13 protein-coding genes are annotated in these 18,316 nt (G+C 49.5%); 3 read left to right on the top strand and 10 right to left on the bottom strand.

The window, feature by feature from the left end:
- Positions 1–209 precede the first annotated feature (209 nt).
- Positions 210–1,895: a dihydroxy-acid dehydratase gene (gene ilvD, locus NST99_RS08890; RefSeq protein WP_341091145.1), complete on the top strand. Its 1,686-nt coding sequence runs from the start codon at positions 210–212 to the stop codon at positions 1,893–1,895.
- Positions 1,896–2,131: 236 nt separating this feature from the next.
- Here ilvD and NST99_RS08885 read toward each other — a convergent pair whose 3' ends face one another.
- Entirely contained in the window at positions 2,132–2,515 is a 384-nt protein-coding gene (locus NST99_RS08885; RefSeq protein ID WP_341091144.1) for a hypothetical protein, read from the bottom strand.
- Positions 2,516–2,675: 160 nt separating this feature from the next.
- A complete protein-coding gene (locus NST99_RS08880; RefSeq protein ID WP_341091143.1) occupies positions 2,676–3,566 on the bottom strand; it encodes an AraC family transcriptional regulator in 891 nt (296 codons plus the stop codon).
- Between the two features lie 183 nt (positions 3,567–3,749).
- Here NST99_RS08880 and NST99_RS08875 point away from each other — a divergent pair, with 183 nt between their 5' ends.
- The gene (locus NST99_RS08875; RefSeq protein ID WP_341091142.1) at positions 3,750–6,278 is read left to right on the top strand and encodes an Ig-like domain-containing protein; all 2,529 of its coding nucleotides are present in this window, start codon (positions 3,750–3,752) and stop codon (positions 6,276–6,278) included.
- 129 nt (positions 6,279–6,407) lie between these two features.
- Here the strand turns inward: NST99_RS08875 and NST99_RS08870 are convergent, their stop codons facing one another.
- Positions 6,408–7,238, bottom strand: coding sequence for a methyltransferase domain-containing protein (locus NST99_RS08870; RefSeq protein WP_341091141.1), 831 nt, complete (start codon positions 7,236–7,238; stop codon positions 6,408–6,410).
- Positions 7,239–7,411: 173 nt separating this feature from the next.
- On the bottom strand, positions 7,412–8,791 hold the full coding sequence (locus NST99_RS08865; RefSeq protein WP_341091140.1) for a polysaccharide deacetylase family protein: 1,380 nt from the start codon (positions 8,789–8,791) through the stop codon (positions 7,412–7,414).
- 256 nt (positions 8,792–9,047) lie between these two features.
- Between NST99_RS08865 and NST99_RS08860 the strand changes: the two genes are divergently transcribed.
- A complete protein-coding gene (locus tag NST99_RS08860; protein WP_341091138.1) occupies positions 9,048–10,241 on the top strand; it encodes an AI-2E family transporter in 1,194 nt (397 codons plus the stop codon).
- On the opposite strand, the gene NST99_RS08855 is transcribed toward NST99_RS08860, so the two are convergent.
- The 6 genes from NST99_RS08855 to NST99_RS08830 all read right to left on the bottom strand — a co-directional run bounded on the left by NST99_RS08855 (position 10,202) and on the right by NST99_RS08830 (position 18,201).
- Positions 10,202–12,007, bottom strand: a complete 1,806-nt coding sequence (locus NST99_RS08855) for a peptidoglycan D,D-transpeptidase FtsI family protein (RefSeq protein WP_341091137.1) — start codon at positions 12,005–12,007, stop codon at positions 10,202–10,204. The two genes, NST99_RS08860 and NST99_RS08855, sit on opposite strands and share 40 nt — an antisense overlap.
- 172 nt (positions 12,008–12,179) lie before the next feature.
- A complete protein-coding gene (locus tag NST99_RS08850) occupies positions 12,180–14,249 on the bottom strand; it encodes a methyl-accepting chemotaxis protein (RefSeq protein WP_341091136.1) in 2,070 nt (689 codons plus the stop codon).
- 47 nt (positions 14,250–14,296) lie between these two features.
- Entirely contained in the window at positions 14,297–15,259 is a 963-nt protein-coding gene (locus NST99_RS08845) for an acetylxylan esterase (RefSeq protein ID WP_341091134.1), read from the bottom strand.
- Between the two features lie 123 nt (positions 15,260–15,382).
- Positions 15,383–16,405 (bottom strand): glycoside hydrolase family 130 protein, encoded by a 1,023-nt coding sequence (locus NST99_RS08840; RefSeq protein WP_341091133.1) that lies wholly within the window; start codon positions 16,403–16,405, stop codon positions 15,383–15,385.
- A gap of 75 nt (positions 16,406–16,480) precedes the next feature.
- Positions 16,481–17,314: a carbohydrate ABC transporter permease gene (locus NST99_RS08835; RefSeq protein ID WP_341091132.1), complete on the bottom strand. Its 834-nt coding sequence runs from the start codon at positions 17,312–17,314 to the stop codon at positions 16,481–16,483.
- Between the two features lie 5 nt (positions 17,315–17,319).
- Positions 17,320–18,201 carry a carbohydrate ABC transporter permease gene (locus tag NST99_RS08830; RefSeq protein WP_341091131.1) on the bottom strand — a complete coding sequence of 294 codons (882 nt, stop codon included), beginning with the start codon at positions 18,199–18,201 and terminating at the stop codon, positions 17,320–17,322.
- Positions 18,202–18,316 lie beyond the last annotated feature (115 nt).

Raw genomic sequence — 18,316 nt, 5'->3', positions numbered from 1 at the left:
GGTCTTATTTTTTTATAGAAACGGCTTCGCCCTCCTTCTCTTTTAAGAAGCTGGACCCCGTTCTATCTATAAACCGCAGACACGCAGCTTTTGGGATTGTGATGCGTTAATGCGACACTATACGACATCAGGCGAAAACTTCCGTAGTGAGATTGGATACATTCACGGAAGCTGAAGCTAACAAACTTTTCAGGGGGGAAAATTTCATTATGGCAGCCAAGAAAATGCGTTCAGACATGATTAAAAAAGGCTTTGACCGGGCTCCACACCGCAGTCTCCTGCGGGCAGCCGGAGTAAAAGAGGAGGATTTCGGCAAGCCGTTTATCGCGGTCTGCAATTCCTATATTGATATCGTTCCGGGTCATGTGCATCTTCAGGAGTTCGGCAAAATTGTTAAGGAAGCCATTCGTGAAGCTGGCGGCGTTCCCTTCGAATTCAATACGATCGGTGTAGATGACGGAATTGCGATGGGCCATATCGGTATGCGCTATTCGCTGCCAAGCCGCGAGATTATCGCCGACTCGCTGGAAACCGTTGTGTCCGCCCACTGGTTCGACGGCATGGTCTGCATTCCTAACTGTGATAAAATCACCCCGGGCATGATGATGGGCGCACTGCGCGTTAACATCCCGACTATCTTCGTCAGCGGCGGCCCGATGAAGGCCGGCGTAGACAGCAAAGGCAAGAAGTTATCCCTTACCTCTGTATTTGAAGGCGTAGGCGCCCATCAGGTCGGCAAGATCAATGATGCTGAGCTGCTGGAGCTTGAACAATACGGCTGTCCGACCTGCGGCTCCTGTTCAGGCATGTTCACCGCCAACTCGATGAACTGCCTTGCGGAAGCGATGGGACTGGCGCTGCCGGGCAACGGTACAATCCTGGCTGTAGCGGAAGAACGCAGAGATTTTGTCCGCAAATCGGCGACCCAGCTCATGGAGCTGATCAAGCTGGATCTCAAACCGCGCGACATCGTAACCCAGGAATCTCTGGACAACGCTTTTGCTTTGGACATGGCGATGGGCGGCTCCACCAACACCGTACTGCATACGCTGGCACTGGCTCAGGAAGCAGGCATCGACTATCCATTGGAACGCATCAATGAAGTAGCGAACCGCGTGCCTTATCTGGCCAAACTGGCTCCGGCCTCCGATATCTTCATCGAGGATGTAGACCGGGCAGGCGGCGTAAGCGCCGTGCTGAACGAGCTGCTGAAGAAACCGGGCGCCATCTTCGGTGACTGTATGACCGTTACCGGCAAAACGCTGGCTGAAAATGTCCGTGGACATGAGATTCAAGATACCACGGTTATTCATACGCTGGACAACCCCTACTCCGAAGTTGGCGGTCTGTCCGTGCTTTACGGCAACCTTGCACCGGAAGGTTCCATCATCAAGGTCGGTGCTGTTGACGCCTCTGTAGGCGGCTACCATAAAGGCCCGGCAATCTGCTTCGATTCTCAGGAAGAAGCGCTGGAAGGCATCGCGAACGGCAAAGTGAAGGAAGGCCATGTCGTGGTTATCCGTTATGAAGGACCGAAGGGCGGTCCCGGCATGCCTGAAATGCTTGCACCGACTTCGCAGATCGTCGGCATGGGTCTTGGCGCCAAGGTCGGCCTGATCACCGATGGCCGCTTCTCGGGCGCGTCCCGCGGCATCAGCATCGGCCATATCTCTCCGGAGGCGGCTGAAGGCGGTCCGATCGCTTTTGTCGAAGATGGCGACATCATCGAGCTGGACCTCAACAACCGCAAGATCGAACTGCTGGTTGAGGAAGAAGTCCTTGCAGTCCGCCGCAGCGGCTGGAAAGAGTTCGAGCCGAAAGTCAAAACAGGCTATCTGGCCCGCTACTCCAAGCTTGTTACCAACGCCAGCAAGGGCGGCGTGTTGAAGATCTAATTAAGCTTTAAGGCATCAGCCTAATTATAGTTCCGACAAAAGGAGCAGTCCCCACTACGTATGTGGGACTGCTCTTTTGTTTACCTCATTCGATCATTTCTGTATGTAATCCGCATCCGGCGGATTCAGGTGCACTTCTGCCTCTCATTCCGCCATATAGCGTGAATGTGGCGGATTCAAATGCACTTCTACCTCTCATTTCACCGTGTAGCATAAAAGCGGCGGATTCAGGTGCACTACTGCCTCTCATTCCACGATGTATCGTGAATGCGAGGCAGCGTAAATGCGGCATAGTTCATCCTTCTCTTCAGAAGTTTACCATCGAAATCAAAGACAATTGGTGCACGTTTTTCATTTGGAATCCATCCTTGTTCAAGTGCCTGACCGATAAAGAACTCAACATCTTTAGGTCTAACAACTTTCATGTTCAAATGTTCTGTATTAGGGAAGTTTACCCAAAAGCTATCAATATCTGAAGCAATATAAACTTCAAATCGTCTCCCTCTAAAAGCTTCATGTTCCGGTATCATAATGACATATCCGCTGTCTGGTGAAATCGTCCAAATATAGCTTTCTGCTTTAACCACAATTTTTCTCGAACTTTTTTTGTTTATTGTCATTTGCTTTATCCTTTACTAAAGTATCATTTATGAAACACGTATTCTTCTCTGTCCATACCTCCAACTCCTAGATTGGTTTCATAACTTATCTTCTACACCAGCACCACGTTAACCTCTACCTTACCTTATCCTCGGCCACACCCAGACTACAATCTTATTTTCACTCCCCGGATACTTTTCGGCGGAATTCATTAGGGGTTATTCCATATTCCTTTTTAAAAACACGATAGAATGAGCGCAAACTGTTGAATCCGGAATCAAACGCGATATCAGTGACCGGATGGGTAGTCGATAACAGCAACATGTGGGCAAAGGCTGCCCGCTGCCCATTGATATAATCCCGAAAAGAAATGTGGAACTGTTCAGAAAAGATGCGGGAAATAATAAACTTGCTGATGCCAAGCTCTTTTGAAAGCGTATCCAGATCTATATGCTCTAAAAAGTGAATGTCGATATAAGCGAGAATTTTGGGAATGAGGTCCATTTCTTTCTTGTAGTCTACTTTTTTCATTACCAATAATGGCAAAGCGTGCCCAAGTACTACAGAGGTGTAAGCCTTGAGCAAACGATTGTCACATTGTTCTTTATATAGTGTATACAAGGTTGTCAGCAGGCCCGGAAGCATCTGATGCTTGGGGATTACAGGGTTATCCGGGACATGATTAAACAACTCCCCCGTGAAATCCCCCGGAAATGTGGCATCGAAAAAGATCAGCAGGATCTGGTTCTTCTCTATCGTTTTGTAGCTGTGAGGTTGATTGGAAAAAATGATCGCCATGTCCCCCTCAGACAAAACATAATCTTGGCCATTGATGCTGATATTGATTTTGCCGGACAAAACCATCGTGATCTCTACATTTTTATGCAGATGAAGAGGATAGGTGTTATTGGTTGAAATAAAGGAATGAAACGCCTGGTCACGATGCTGATATTTAATATTCATGTCTTCCTCCCTATCGTCACGGAATACCAAGCAGTGAAATTTCTGCAATACTAAGAACATAATATGGATCTGCTCTTCTGCGCAAGAACTAAGAGCAATAGTTGGCACAAAATAATTTCTTTTTGGCAGGTAAATGCGGCCTAAAAGTTTTAAAGTATTAGCAGTAGTCTGCTTGTTGCAGTAAAAAGAAACAAAAAATCACGTAAGTACCCACAACATTTAACTGAAAGGAGGAAGTATAACAGGAGCACTGCCTCAAGATAAGGCTGCATCCATGTTATACGTCAAAAGATGAACAGAAAGAGTAAAAGATCCAACAAGGTTTTAGCCGTTTTCACGAGTATTTCGGTAGCGTTTTCATTTTTAGGAATCCAGCCTCTTGATGCCTCAGGACAGGCAGACGGAGACAAGATTTTTACAGGTGCCTCAATTATTGCCTTTCCGGGCGCAGAAGGTGGCGGCGCCTATACCAGCGGCGGCCGGGGGGGCGATGTATATATCGTAACCACCCTCAAAGATTACGCTGTCAATGACAAACCGATTGAAGGATCGCTTCGGTATGGGATTGTATCTACGCCTAAAGAGGGGCGTACGATTGTTTTTCATGTTTCCGGAACGATTGAACTGAAGAGCACCCTGCAGCTCAACAATATCAAAAACCTGTCCATCGCCGGGCAAACCGCCCCAGGCAACGGAATTACAATTGCGGGCTGGGATACCGATATCAGCAATTCGGAAAACATCATTCTTCGCTATATCTCTTTCCGTCCGGGTGCCACCAATGTATTTAGCGGCAGCGATTCGATGGATGCGCTTTGGGGAAGGGACAACAACTACTTCCTTATTGACCATTGCTCCTTCAGCTGGAACACGGATGAAACCTTATCGTTATACAGAGGCGAAAACGGTACAATCCAGTGGTCAATGATTTCGGAAAGTCTGACTCTGTCCGGGCATACCAAAGGAAGACATGGCTACGGCGGTATTTCAGGCGGAGATAAAACAACGTTCCATCACAATCTGTACGCGAACCACACCTCGCGAAATCCAAGGCTGGGCGGCGGTTATGCAGGTGCTGCGGATGCAGAGCATGTCGCAGTTGTTCAGTTCTCCAACAATATAATTTATAATTGGGGCTTTAATGGAACTTATGGCGGGGGTTTTACCTTTACTAATTTTATGAATAATATCGAAATTGCCGGTCCAGGTACAAGAGATAACGTGACTCAAAGGGTTATTGATGCCGGGGAATCCAAGAAGCTTGGCGGCTTCTACATCGCCGGGAACCGAATCAACGGGGAGCTTACTGGATTACTGAATGAATCCTCTGATACTGTGAAATTTTCCGGTGACAACAGCGGTGACCAAATGACGAACTTAGTAAGCAAGCCGTATCTTTCGGCGGACAGTACGGGAGTAAATCACGGTACTACCAATAAAGCATTTGATGATTACGTTAATTCCGGTGTAAAACCTGCTAACCAACCGTTACTGAAAAGCATTCTGCAACAAGCGGGAGCTACCTATCCGCGTCGCGGCGCTGTCGATGCAAGAATTGTTGCGGAAGTAGAGCAAGGCTCGGGAAGATATATCAACACGGAACATGAGGTTGGTGGATACATCTCGGCCTTTGGTGTCGTAGAAGAACAGAGAGAGGATCAATTTGACACCAATCAAAACGGTATAGACGACAAGTGGGAAAAGAAGAATAATATCTGGGGCATCAAGGATGCCTATAAAACAATTACAGAAAGCGGTTATACATGGCTTGAACTTTATACAAACGGTCTTGCCGGTATGGACCATGTTGCCGAAAACCCTGAAGCTAGCCTCTTGGCACCAGGGAACAATGCCCAGTTTGCCTTAGGGAAAGAGATCGGGGTTAAAATCAAAGCTTCTTCCAAATTCGGACACAAAATAAAGAAGGTTGCTGTATACAATGGATCTAAATATCTTGGAGATGCAGTGAAGAAAGGCAACACTTACACCTATGCGATCAAGGGACTAGAGGATGCTTCCTACTATATCTCTGCAAGAGTCACGGATACCAAAGGAAATGAGACACAAACCACTGCCGCTAATATCCATGTCAATACCTCCTCCTCTGCTTTGGCTGGCAAGGGCTGGACCTCCAAAGATATCGGCAATCCGGACATTAAAGGTTCCGGAAGCATGACAGGCGATGTAATTACTGTTAAAGGAAACGGAAAGCTTGGAAGTAGCGAAGGCAGCCTTGAACGATCAGAAGCGAACAATGCGGCCAAAGACGACTTTCACTTTGTGTATAAAGAGATGAATGGAGATATGGCGGTTACCGCGAAGCTGGAGAAGATTGGAGACGTTGACAACCACGCCTTCACAGGATTGATGATCCGTGATGACTTGAAAGAAGACAGTGCTGCTACGGCCCTCGGCCTCTCCTGGGTGAAGTTATTTAAAGCTACCGCCTGGTCATCTTATCTGACGGGAAGAAACCTTAAGGGCGGAGATTTTGATGTATTGACCGAAACTTTAGACAGCCCTTCTGCTGCCGAAAAAGCCGGGATTCAACTACTTCCGGATATTCCGTTCAAGATTAATGGTGTGGAACAAGGTTATTGGCTTAAACTTGGCCGTCAAGGAGATACTTTCTATGCTTATGGATCTATAGACGGAAAAAAATGGACGCTGATCGGCAAGCGGACAATCGTTATGCAAGGTTCGGTATATGTCGGATTTGCCGTTGACAGCAATGATGTTGCAAATGTAATTGAGCAACTGAACTATGCAAAGTTCTCCAATATTACTGTGGAGAATAAATTCACTCCTATTGGCGAATAGGCTGTATCCGAGGATGCTATGAATAAACGCTAAATAGTGTGATCTTCTGCACAGATGTTACACCAACACGGCAGCCGGTACAACGGCTGCCGTGTTGGTGTGTTTGTTAGGATAAGGTTACCCGTTCGTTCAGCAGTGCTCTGGTTTTTTACCACATGCCATCACAAAGGTCATCATCGCATAGGCTTCAGGGGAATTATTAAAATTCTCAGAGGCTTGTTGTAATTGTTCATACTCTTCTTCATTGATAATTCCCTTATTGTAAAAAACCCTAAACCGGTTAATATCAAACTGCCGTTTAAAACCTTCCATTCCATGAAGATCACTATGCTGGATAACAGTATCCATATCTAAATCAACATAACCTGCCTGTGCTAAGAGTCGTGGCAGCCTCCTGCCGATATACCGATTGCCCCCTTTTGCAGCTTGATGCTCCGCCAGCTTCTTTATCACAGAAGGCAGTAAATCCATATTCGGGCTAACCGCTCCAAAAATCCCGTCATCAATATCGATAATGACAAGCTTCCCACCAGGCCTTAGTACACGATAAATTTCTCTTGCAGCCTCCACCGGATTATGTAAATGAAGAAACAGTAACCTTGCAATAGCAAAATCATAGGAATGATCAGGGAGTCCGGTGTCATACACAGAAGAATGTACAAACCGCAGTTTGGACGAAGGGATATGATGTAACCGGTTTTTAGCTTCAGCCAGCAGCTTTTGATCAATTTCCAAAGCTGTAATCTCACTTTCCGGCAAACTATGGACTAATTGTTCGGTAACGAAGCTGGGACCACTTCCAAGTTCTAACACGCTCATTCCATCCTGCAATCCATACCATTGTAAGTTACGAAACTCTTTATCCCACCCCATCATTGTTTGTACTTTCAGCCGCTCAACCTCTTCTTCAAAACCTAGAGCAACATTGTCAATATTGTACGTAGAATTACGCGCCTTCATATGTCACCTCCGTGATAAAACAAAATATTCGACAGTCCTTAAGTGATTCCTTCCTGTATCACATTGCATATATCCATATACAAAAACAAAAAAATGCCCCCCAGCCAATTACGGCTGCCGGAGCATTTTAAGCCAGCTATATCGAATTATATAAAAGTTCGGGAACCCTCAAATCAATGCATAACCGTCGCTCCCGGCAGTTCAGCTTCCAGGGTCAGCTCTTCTTCGCGTTTGTGCTCACACGGGTTCGCCTGTTTCTGCGGACGCTGCTGATTCATCTGATCCAAGAGCTGTGAGATGGGCATCAGAATCATCTTAGGGATCAGAGCCTCGCTGCGGACCTTCAGCCTCTCTCCGCCTGAGGGATGAATAACACTAAGCAGAAGACTTAAATAAAACTTGGAGGAACGGGCAAACCAGCCGTTCGGCAGATCCAGGACCATGAAGCCGAATTTTTCCGGCCCGCGGTTGAGCATGCTGACACCATACAGCGCCTTAGCCTCAGCCAGATCTACATCGCCGGCTATTTGCTCCGCAAGCACCGGCAGATCCTTTTCCATCCTGCGGATCATGCGGATCGCAAGCTGAGCCGAAGAGCGGGAATTCAGGCCAATCTCGAACAGCTGCCGGTTGTCGATATGCAGCTCAATGACCTTATCGCCTTTGTTCAAGACCTCGCCGCCTTCCATTCGCACGGAGCCGCCTTGATATTTGCGCAGCCGGTAATGGAGGAACGGGTCAGCCGGTGTGATCGTCTTTAAGCCGAAGAGGAACTGAAAGACTTGTTCCCAGGCCAGCCACAGGCCGACAATCAGCCGCTTGCCGTAGGAGATCCGCTGAATCGGCGAGTTCTGCACAGTCTTGATCATCTGGTCGATCCGGATGCTGCGCAAGCCCCGGAGCCGCGCTTCCTCCAGCATCCGTTCCAGGGCAACCAGCATATGCTCTGGCGCTTTCGGATCTGCACCGAGTGTTGTCCCGCAATCATGGAGCAGCATCACTTCGCCCGGATTCAGCTTCTCGAGCAGCTTCTCGGTCAGCCGCTCTACGCCGAGCTTTTCTTTCCAGTCGCCGAACATAGCCGACCAGAGTACAATTTGAACCTGGCGGCGTTTGGAGAAGTCGAACAGATTGACAATCCCCCACGGCGGACGGTAATAGGTGCTACGCTCACCGGTAATACTGTAAATAATATCATCCGTGCGTTGAATCTGCCGCCTGACAGTAGCGGGACGCATCACCCAGTTGCTCTTGTGCACATAATTATGAATGCCGATAAGATGTCCCTCATCATGCATACGCTTAATAAGTTCCGGATTCTGTTCGGCATGCGCCCCGACTACAAAGAAGGTCGCCTTGGCATCATAACGTTTAAGCAAATCCAGTAAAAGTGGTGTATAACGCGGGTCGGGACCATCATCAAAGGTGAGGGCAAATTCAGAGCGCCCAATCCCCTTGCGGAATACGCGGTAACCGAAGATCCGGCTGATCATTCCAGGAATGAACGCATAAAAGGTCGAGATGTAAAATAACCAGAGCAGCAAAGTCTGCATGTATATTCACCGCTTTTCCAGAGTTGACTTTGGCTCGTCTTACGTCTGCAAGCAGATATTCGGGTACGGCCAAGTAGAGTATAATATGCCTCGCGGTTTTTAGGTGAGCAGAATCCCACGAAAAAACGTTACCCCCTATTTTAACACAGGTACCAAAGAAAAAGACGCTTTTTTATTAAAATCGTGTACAATGAATTGGAGCCTCAATTGTCAAATTTTCTAAAAAAGTAATCTGAAAAAGGAGTCGTTTCTACTTATGCTGCCGCTGTACAAAAAATATTGGCGCACCTTCTTTGATATTGGTTTGGTGGTGCTGACGGTGTATCTCGTAATGCTGGGTTTCAGCAAGCTGTATCAACTGGCCGCACCGGTATTCCTGTCTTTTTTTGTATTCCTGCTGATCGAGCCGTTGGCCCGCTTCCTGAACCGCAAGGGGCTGGGCAAACCGTTCGCCTCCGCAATTTCCGTACTGCTGTTTCTGATTATTCTGCTGGGCGTCTTGTTCGGTGCAGGACTGCTCATTGCGACAAAGGCCCTTCAATTCTCGGATAGCTTACCTCAATACACAAAGATGCTTCAAATGCATTTTAAAGAAACCACCACTTATCTGCAGCATCAGATTGATGCGCTGCCGTCTGATCTTACAACGAAAATAAATGGCTATTTCACCAATGCCACCAACATTCTTTCCAAATGGATGGTCAGCTTCTTTAAGTATATGGTCGGTGTGCTTGGCTCTTTCTCCTCCTTTATGGGGAATTTCGGCGTCGCCATTATTCTCGCTTTTTTCCTCAGCATGGAGATCAAGGACTGGCGTAAGATCGCTCATGATAAAATGCCCAAGACCTTTAAGACGGCTTTCGCTTTCGTCCAAGGGAACGTTTTTAAAGCCATCGGTTCCTATCTCAAAGCCCAGCTGATCTTGATCAGCATCACCTTCGTTATTGTGCTGGCCGGTTTGTTCATACTGAGAACGGGAAATGAGATCACCATGGCGCTGGTATGCGCTGTATTTGATGTGCTGCCGCTGCTAGGGGTATCCACGATTCTAATTCCCTGGATCATTTATTTGTTTATTGTGGGCAATACTTCGCTTGCGATCGGACTGCTCGTCCTGCTGGCGGTTGTGCTGATTGTGCGCCAGCTGCTGGAGCCAAAGATTACCGGCAATTCGATCGGCGTATCCTCCGCGTTTCTGATGTTGTCCTTCGTAATCTTCTCTATGTCCGCCTTTGGCGTGGCCGGACTGATCCTGTCCCCGATCCTGCTTATTCTGATCAAGGAGCTGATTCAACAGGGTTATCTCCAGCGCTGGATCTACCTGCCACAGGAGGAATTTATTGTTTCGCCGTTTGCGGCAGCCGAACCTTCGACTGCCGGAGGACCCGTCACTGGTGAAACAGAACCCTCTCAAGCTCCCGAAGACGCGGCCAACAAGTCGAATACCTGACCAAACAGCTTAGTTGCTGTATGGGCACTGCCGGGGGACACATTCTCCACAGCGATGGATACGGCATACCGGGGATGGTCAACCGGACCGTAGCCGATGAACCACTGATTGTTGCGTGGTGCTCCCTTCACTAGGGTCTGGGCCGTGCCCGATTTGCCGGCCAGCGGCCAATGTGCGCCTTGCAGGCGTCTGCCGGTTCCCTCTGTGACGACCAGCCGCATCCAGGACAACAGCAGCCTGGACGTCGACTCCGAGATTTGTCCGGCGGAAGCCGGAGCCAGGTGTCCCGGCAGCTCCTTAAGCGTCTGGCCGTTTCTGAACGCGACCCGCTGCAGAATGCGCGGCGCCCTGACCTTGCCGCCATGCAGCAGCGTGACAACGAGATTGGCCGCCTGCAGCGGCGTCACTCTTACATCCCGCTGGCCAATGGCTGTCTGCACCCTTGCTCCGCCGTCATCAGGCAGCAGGGTCGTAAAGATCGTTCCGGGCTGCTCCCCGGCAAGCGGCCGGAGCAGCGGCAGGCCAAGCGTATTCTCCGCTTGCCAGCCTACATTTCTTCCCAGGCCAAGCGCCAGTGCGGTGGCCTGAAGCTGCACGCCGCTCAGCCGCTCGGCGAGGGAAGCAAATACTGTATTGCAGGACACGGCGAACCCTTGCGCCAGCGTGAGGGAACCGTGTCCTTTGCCGTTCTGGCAGGACAAACCGTATTTGTCATAATGCCCCGAGCAATAGAACTTCTCGTCGGGCGAGGTGATCCCGGCCTCCAGCGCAGCTGCGGCTGTTACAATCTTAAAGATAGAGCCGGGTGCGTCTGCCTGCAGTGCCCGGTTATTCCACTCCCCGCCTTCAGGCGAAATATGCCCTGGATTATAAAAGGGCAGAGAGACCATTGCCTGTATATCACCATTTTTGGTATCCAGCACTACCACCGCTCCCTCTTTCAATCCCGCCTCCGTAACCAGCTGCTCAATTCCTGCTTGAAGCTGCTTATCAATCGTCGTATAGATCGACAAGGGGTAATAGGGATTCCCTGGCGCCTTCACTTTTATAAGGCTGCCCGGAAGCCGGTTGCCACGCGCATCCACCTGGGCATATGCCTCTGTGTGACCAACACCTTGAAGCAGCGGTTCCAGGGTTTTCTCCAGCCCATCCGTTCCGGTCAGTGGAGTTCTAAGTCCTGTGGGCGAGTCCTTTGCCTTCGTCCTGGAAGCCTCCGACATATACCCCAGCCATTGCCGTCCTGACGCTTCATTCTCATATCTGCGGGAGAACGGCAGGACTCTGACCCCGCCCAGACCCAAATGCTCCACTTCTTGTGCCTGTTGTGGTGTCAGCGCCTGTGGGGTCTTGGTTGTGGCAGAGGGCCATAGAAACGGCTCCTTCACTCCGGAGATTCTGCTCTGAAGCTGCTCATACGGGACTCCGAGGATCGCGGCAAGACGACGTTGAGGTTCCGTTCCCGCTTCCGCTCCCGGGTTAATGACAGCAGCAGGTTGTTCTTCCTGCGGAAAAAAGGCTGCCGCCCAAACGGTTTCACCGGCAAGCGGCTTTCCGCTCCGGTCATAGAGCCGGCCACGCCCGCTGTCCAGCACAGTCTCCCGCTCGCTCTGAATCTCGGCCATCTGGGCAAGAGAATATTCCGCACCGGGGACCGGCTGATTCTTAAGCAGCAGTTGAACCCATGCCAGCCTTAGAATGAGGACTGCAAGCAGTGCCGACAAAATAAGCAGGCCCCAGAATATACGTTTATGGATTACCTTATGCAATGCCATTCCTCCTGAATGTATGTGCGGATAGCCGATTGTGTTGTTCCTTGGATCTATTATGCCCACCTTGCTGATTTATTACATGAAACAGTTCAAGGTATGGCAAAAAACCGCTCTACCCGTAAAAGGGTGGAGCGGTATAATGGGATACTACTTTTTTACATGCAAATGGTTAGACACTAAATTTGGACAATCTTTCCTTAAGCATGCTTGAAGCATGTTCCAGCTTGCCGGAAAGTTCAACCAGATAATCGCTCACATTCTGCTGCTCACCGCTTAAGGAAGCAACCTCCTCGGAGGCAGCTGAAGATTCCTCGGCGAAGGAGCTGACATTGCCAATCGTCTCTGACAGCACTCGTTGTGACTGGTTAAGCCCGCCGACCGATGAAGAGACAGTTTCCAGCCGGCCGATGAAATGATGCATCTGTTCCTGTACGGATACGAAGATGTCGCTGGCATTGCGGACAGAGGCCACCTGTTCATTGAACAGCGGAGCTACATCCGACAACGCAACCACAGTCTCATTCATATCGTTCATGATCTTGCCGGTAATCTCAGCTACAACCGTAATGGAACGCTTGGATTGGTCAGCCAATTGGCGGATTTCATCGGCCACGACCATAAAGCCCCGGCCGGCTTCCCCCGCTCTTGCCGCTTCAATCGTAGCATTCAGTGACAGGATATTAGTCTGCTGCGTAATATTCTGCATAACCTCAAGCACTTTAATCACCGAAGAAGCAGTTTCCTTCAATTCATTGACTTTCACCACGAGATGATGGGTCATTTCGCCTGTCGTTTGTGTTCTGCCCAGCAATTCCTTTAACTTCACAACGCCTTCTTCACTAGCTTGTCCTACACTATGCGCCGTGCTTTCCATCTCACGGGCAGCAGCAAAAACCATATCCATCTGCCCGGAGATTACACCAGTCATTTCGTTTCCGCGGTCTGCTTCCAGAGCCAGATTGCCTGCACCACCGGCAATCTCTTCGGTCGCCGCAGCAATATCCATTGCCGCAGCAGCCGTCTTGCGTGAAGCGCTGCCTAGTGCATCGGCGGTCTCCAGCACCTCGCGGGCGGTCTCGTTGGTATGGACAACCAGCTCTGTAATCCGCTCCATCATTGCATTGAAGGAGCTGGACAACTGGCCGATCTCATCGCGGGAAGTGATCTTAGTCCGCACACGCAGATCGCCTTCGGCTCCCTGAAACATTAAGTGTCTCAGCCTTGAGAGCGGCCTCGACACCATCCTTACCATCCACAAGCCGATCAGAATGGCGATGACCGCGGCAGCACCAACCGCTATGTACGTAGTGTTAAGAATACGGCCGGCATCCTTGATCAGATTCTCAGCAGGCACCACCCCGAGTACTTTCCAGCCTGAGCTCTCCAGTGTGCCGTAAACCGCAAGAATGGATTCGCCTTCCTCGTCCTTGGTCGGCAGCGAGCCTGAGGTTTGATTAACGCCTTTCAGCAGCGTTCCGCCCAGCCGCAGATACGTATCTGCCTCCTGGTGCTGTGAAGAGGCAATCAGCTCGTCTTTGTCCGTAAGCAATTGAATGTAGGAGTTCATTCCCAGATTGACTTTGCTGAGATGGCTCTCCAGTTCTGTAGTTTTGATATCGCAGACAGCGATGTAGCCGGTGCTGCCGGCATCCCCCGCGATGGATTTGGCGAAATGCAGCACTCCCGAGTCGTCTCCTTGCTTCAATGCCTGCGTGATCCATAAGCTCTGAGGTTTCTCCTGCAGCTGCTTAAACCAGGAGGATGCGCGGATCTCCTCCACAAAGGCGTTGTCAGTCGTTCCCGTAGCAGAGATAGGGAGACTGGGATTTAACGGCACAAGGTACACGGCTTGAATCCCGCTTACTGCAGAGAGCCAAAGTTCCAGTTCCCCGGTGATCACTTTAGACTGCTCCTGAGGTTGCCCGAGGTTTGCAGGAGACTGATTTCCTTGCGTTACAGCATTTTGAATATCCTTGTTGTAAAAAAGCTGTCCCAGGCTGTCTTCAAACCGCAGCAATATTACGTCCAGCTTCTCTGCCGTTTGTAGGACCGTCTGCTCATTGGAGGACAGCGCGTTGTTCTCGATCGTTTGTCTGGCTACGGAATACGAGGTGTATCCGAGGGACAGGACAATTCCCATCGTGGCGATGAAGAACACGAGAAATAGCCGCATCCCCAGCGACTTGGAGGGATGCAGCCGGGTTAGGAACCCTTTACTGCCTTTTGCTTGCTTGCTCAAAAAAATTCACCGCCAAATCTACTGTTTTCTTGCAGGGATTACACCCGTTACAAGGTCATGAACGTCTGAAGCGTCCGATCAGCAAGATATGGAAGATACTCATGACCGTATTCATAATAAACCATGAGGTCTTTTGATGCTGTGATTTTATTGTATGCAGCAAATTGTGTTGAAGGAGGACAGATCGTATCCGCAAGTCCGGTCACCCACAGCACTTTAGCCTGGATGCGGTCCGCCAAATTCTGAATATCAATATAACCCAGCCGGTTGAAAATCTCGTCCTCGCGCAAATGATGCGGATCAAAAAAGCGGAAATAGTAGTTGATCTCCTCATACGCCGAGGTTGTGATATTCGTTTCCCAGGCCCGTTTGTAATCGGACAGGAACGGATAGACCGGCACAGCTATGGCAATGCGCGGTTCAAGCGATGCACAGGCTACAGTAAGTCCGCCGCCTTGCGACAGGCCGAAAGCGCCAACCCGCGCCGGGTCAACTTCAGGCATCGCCATCAGAATACGCGCCGTCTGGGCGGTATCCAGAAATACGTTGCGGTAATAAAGGTTGTCGGGATTGGGATCATCAATACCGCGGATAATATGGCCGCGGATCGTGGTTCCCTGTACTGTAAGATTGTCTTCGGACGGTCCGCCCTGTCCCCGGCAGTCCATCGCCAGCACGCTGATTCCGTGAGCGGCATAAGTGACCTTCTCCATCCAGTCCCCGCTGTCGCAGGAGTAGCCGTGGAACATGACCACACCCGGCCCCTTCTCTTGCGCCGCCTTCTTCGGTCTTACATATTTGCAGTGCACTCTTGCCCCGCCTACGCCGGTAAAATAGAGATGGAAACATTCCGCCAGCTCGCTGGTAAATTCCGCTGGTACAAGTTCATAATCAAGCGGCTGGGCGTTAAGATCGTTTAGCGCCCGTTCCCAGAATAGATCGAAATCCTCCGGCTTCGGGCTGCTGCCCCCGTAGGCTTTTAATTGGGACAGGGATCGTTCATTGGTCACTTATCATCTTCTCCTTAAGGTGGTGTGAAATCTTGGGAAATGGGGCGGCGAGCGCCTTCACCCCGTTAATCAACAATCAAGCAGGAGCCTCTGAGGCTCCTGCTTCTCTTTTTGCACCCTGTATTAGATCTTGCCCAAGCCCGCGTCGTCGCCGACTTCCTCATGGGTATCAATTACATAATTAACGATTTCCTGAACAGTCGTATAAGCAACGCCTACATAAGTATCTGCAGCGCCGTAGTAGATCGCAATGCGGCCGGTTTCGGCATCATTCAGCGTAGCGCAAGGGAAGAGCACGTTGTTCACGAACCCTCTTTCTTCGTACCATTCTTCCGGTGTCAGGACGAAGTTCTTGGAGCGGTATTTCACTCTCGACGGCTCATCTTTATCCAGAATAACTGCGCCCATGCTGTATACCAGACCGTTGCAGGTTCCGGTTACGCCATGGTAGAACATCAGCCAGCCTTCGGAAGTTTCGATCGGAGCGGGGCCGCCGCCAATTTTGGTGCTTTGCCACCAGCCTTGACCGCCTTTGGTCATCACATGGCGGTGTTTGCCCCAGTAGACGAAGTCAGGGCTTTCGCTCAGGAACACATCCCCGAACGGGGTATGTCCGCTATCGCTCGGACGGGAGAGCATCACGAAATTGCCGTTGATTTTTTTAGGGAACAGCACGCCGTTACGGTTGAACGGCAGGAACGGATTTTCCAGGCTGATGAAGGTTTTGAAGTCCTGGGTTTTCGCTACACCGATAGCCGCGCCGTAGAAATCTGTACACCAGATGATGTAATAGGTATCTTCGACTTTCACCAGACGAGGATCGTATGCATAACGCGGCATGTACGGATTGCCTTCTTCATCAATGAATTGAATCGGCTGATCGTCGATTTTCCAGTCCAGACCGTCAACACTGTAGCCCATCCGCAGATGTGGACGGGTCGTGTTGTCCTCTACGCGGAATACACCGAGAAAGCTGCCATCATAAGCAACAACCGCACTGTTGAAAATCCGTGCAACCCCTTTAGCCGGATTGCGTTTAATTACCGGGTTGTCATTATGTCTCCAGACCGGGTTTTCGTTTCCTGCAGGTCTGTCCTGCCATGGGATATTCGGCAAATCATTTCCAATCAACTTTACTTCTTTCATTGTTAAGTCTCCCTCCAAAGGTACTGCAGCTCCGCTGCAGTTCTTAAATGTAATGTGTTGAATCAGAATCTGTAACTATTTTACAGAACCTTGTGCAAACCCGTTATAAATATATTTTTGCAAGGAAACGAAGGCGACTAGGGTCGGGATAATCGCAATCATGATCGCGGCGCAGATAACCTCCCACTGCGAGCCGTACGGGCCTTTAAATTTAAACAGCGCAGTCGAGACGACCTGCAGGTCACTTTTTGGCATGTACAGGAATGGGGTATAGAAGTCATTGTAGATATTTACGCCTTTTACGATAACGACTGTTACAATGGCCGGACTCAGCAGCGGCAATATAATCCGCCAGTAAATCGTCCAATACGAAGCCCCGTCCAGCATCGCAGACTCATCCAGCGATTCCGAAATCGAATCCAGAAACTGCATGAAGATGTAAACGGCAATAATATCTGTACCCAGGTACATCAAAATCGGCGCCCAGCGGGTATTGAACAGCTCCAGGGAGTTGATGATCTGGAATGTAGCCACCTGAGTCGTCACACCCGGAATCAGTGTAGCCAGCAGGAAGGCGCCCATCATCAGCTTGCTGCCTCTGAATTTGAAGCGGGACAGGATATAAGCCATCATCGAACCGGTCAGCGTTGCACCGGCGATGGAAATCACCACGATAATGATCGTGTTCTTGAAGCCGAGCAGCATTTTGCCGTCGACAAAAGCCTTGGTGTAGTTCGAGAAATTCAGCCAATTCTCCGGCAGTGTCAGCGGTCCGGTCGAAGCATATTCAGCGTTTGTTTTTAGTGAAGCGAAAAGGACGACAACGATTGGAATAAGTGCCACGAGCGCTCCTAACAACAAGGTGAGGTATTTGAAGAAAGAAGCAGCGGTATATTTAAAAGTATGCATAGCTCTTACTTCTCCTCCTTGATCAGAACACGCTGCAGAATGGTAACAAGTATAACTATACCCAGAAGCAATACGGCCATTGCGGAAGCAAGGCCAAGCTTGCTGTATTTGAAGGCCACATCGACGGTCTGGATGACAAACGTGCTACTGCCATTGGACCCGCCGGTCATGACATACGGAATTTCGAAGACACCGATCGCTCCGCTTACGGCGAGGATCAGATTGAGCTGCAATATACGTTTGATGCTCGGAATGATCATATGTCTGAACTGGTGCCAGCGGTTGGCGCCGTCAATTTCCGATGCTTCATAAATATCACTTCCGATAGAGGAAATCGCTCCAAGGAAGATGATAAAGTTCATTCCCATGTACCTCCAGACAGAGGCAAAAGCGAGGGAAATGTTGATCAAATGGGGGTTGAGCAGCCATTTCTGCTGCCAGGCTCCAAGTCCCAACATATCAAGCAGCGTATTGAGGGTTCCCTCCGGCTTGAAGAAGAACAGGAAGATAAAACCGATAGCTACACCGTTAAGCAGTGTCGGGAAGAACAGAATTCCCTTGAACCAATTCTTCATCCGGACGTTAAAGCTTAGAATTGTTGCAAAATACAGTGCCAGCCCCATTTGGACAAAGGTAGCGAAGAAGTAATACAAACTGACTTTAAATACGGCAAAATACTCCGGTTTGGTGAAAATCGTCTTGTAGTTTTCGAGCCCTACATATTCCATCTTCTTGCTCAGTCCATCCCAGCTCGTGAAGCTGTACTGGAACATCTTTAACACCGGTAAATACGAGAAGGTTAACAGCAAAAGAATCGGAACCAAAGAAAATAGAAAAATAATTAAAATCCGCTGATTTTTATAGCTCAAGTTAGACAATTTGGGCACTCTCCACACCTCCTAAGAACAAATGCTTTTTACTCCAAATCCAGCTCCAGGCCGCAAAAGTGAAGGGGAAAATGCCTCTTTGAGCATCTTCCCGTTCTCTTGATTCTTTCTTCAC

It is taken from the genome of Paenibacillus sp. FSL L8-0470 (assembly GCF_038008625.1).
Classification (GTDB): Bacteria; Bacillota; Bacilli; order Paenibacillales; family Paenibacillaceae; genus Paenibacillus_AQ.
The sequence above is the reverse complement of the archived record's forward strand: the minus strand, read 5'-3'. Positions and strand labels throughout refer to the sequence as shown.

What these genes read in the sequence shown, in the direction of transcription:
- ilvD (WP_341091145.1), top strand. Translation starts at nt 210, where the DNA reads ATGGCAGCCAAGAAAATGCGTTCAGACATGATTAAAAAAGGCTTTGAC.
- NST99_RS08885 (WP_341091144.1), bottom strand. Translation starts at nt 2,515, where the DNA reads ATGACAATAAACAAAAAAAGTTCGAGAAAAATTGTGGTTAAAGCAGAA.
- NST99_RS08875 (WP_341091142.1), top strand. Translation starts at nt 3,750, where the DNA reads ATGAACAGAAAGAGTAAAAGATCCAACAAGGTTTTAGCCGTTTTCACG.
- NST99_RS08870 (WP_341091141.1), bottom strand. Translation starts at nt 7,238, where the DNA reads ATGAAGGCGCGTAATTCTACGTACAATATTGACAATGTTGCTCTAGGT.
- NST99_RS08865 (WP_341091140.1), bottom strand. Translation starts at nt 8,791, where the DNA reads ATGCAGACTTTGCTGCTCTGGTTATTTTACATCTCGACCTTTTATGCG.
- NST99_RS08860 (WP_341091138.1), top strand. Translation starts at nt 9,048, where the DNA reads ATGCTGCCGCTGTACAAAAAATATTGGCGCACCTTCTTTGATATTGGT.
- NST99_RS08840 (WP_341091133.1), bottom strand. Translation starts at nt 16,405, where the DNA reads ATGAAAGAAGTAAAGTTGATTGGAAATGATTTGCCGAATATCCCATGG.
- NST99_RS08835 (WP_341091132.1), bottom strand. Translation starts at nt 17,314, where the DNA reads ATGCATACTTTTAAATATACCGCTGCTTCTTTCTTCAAATACCTCACC.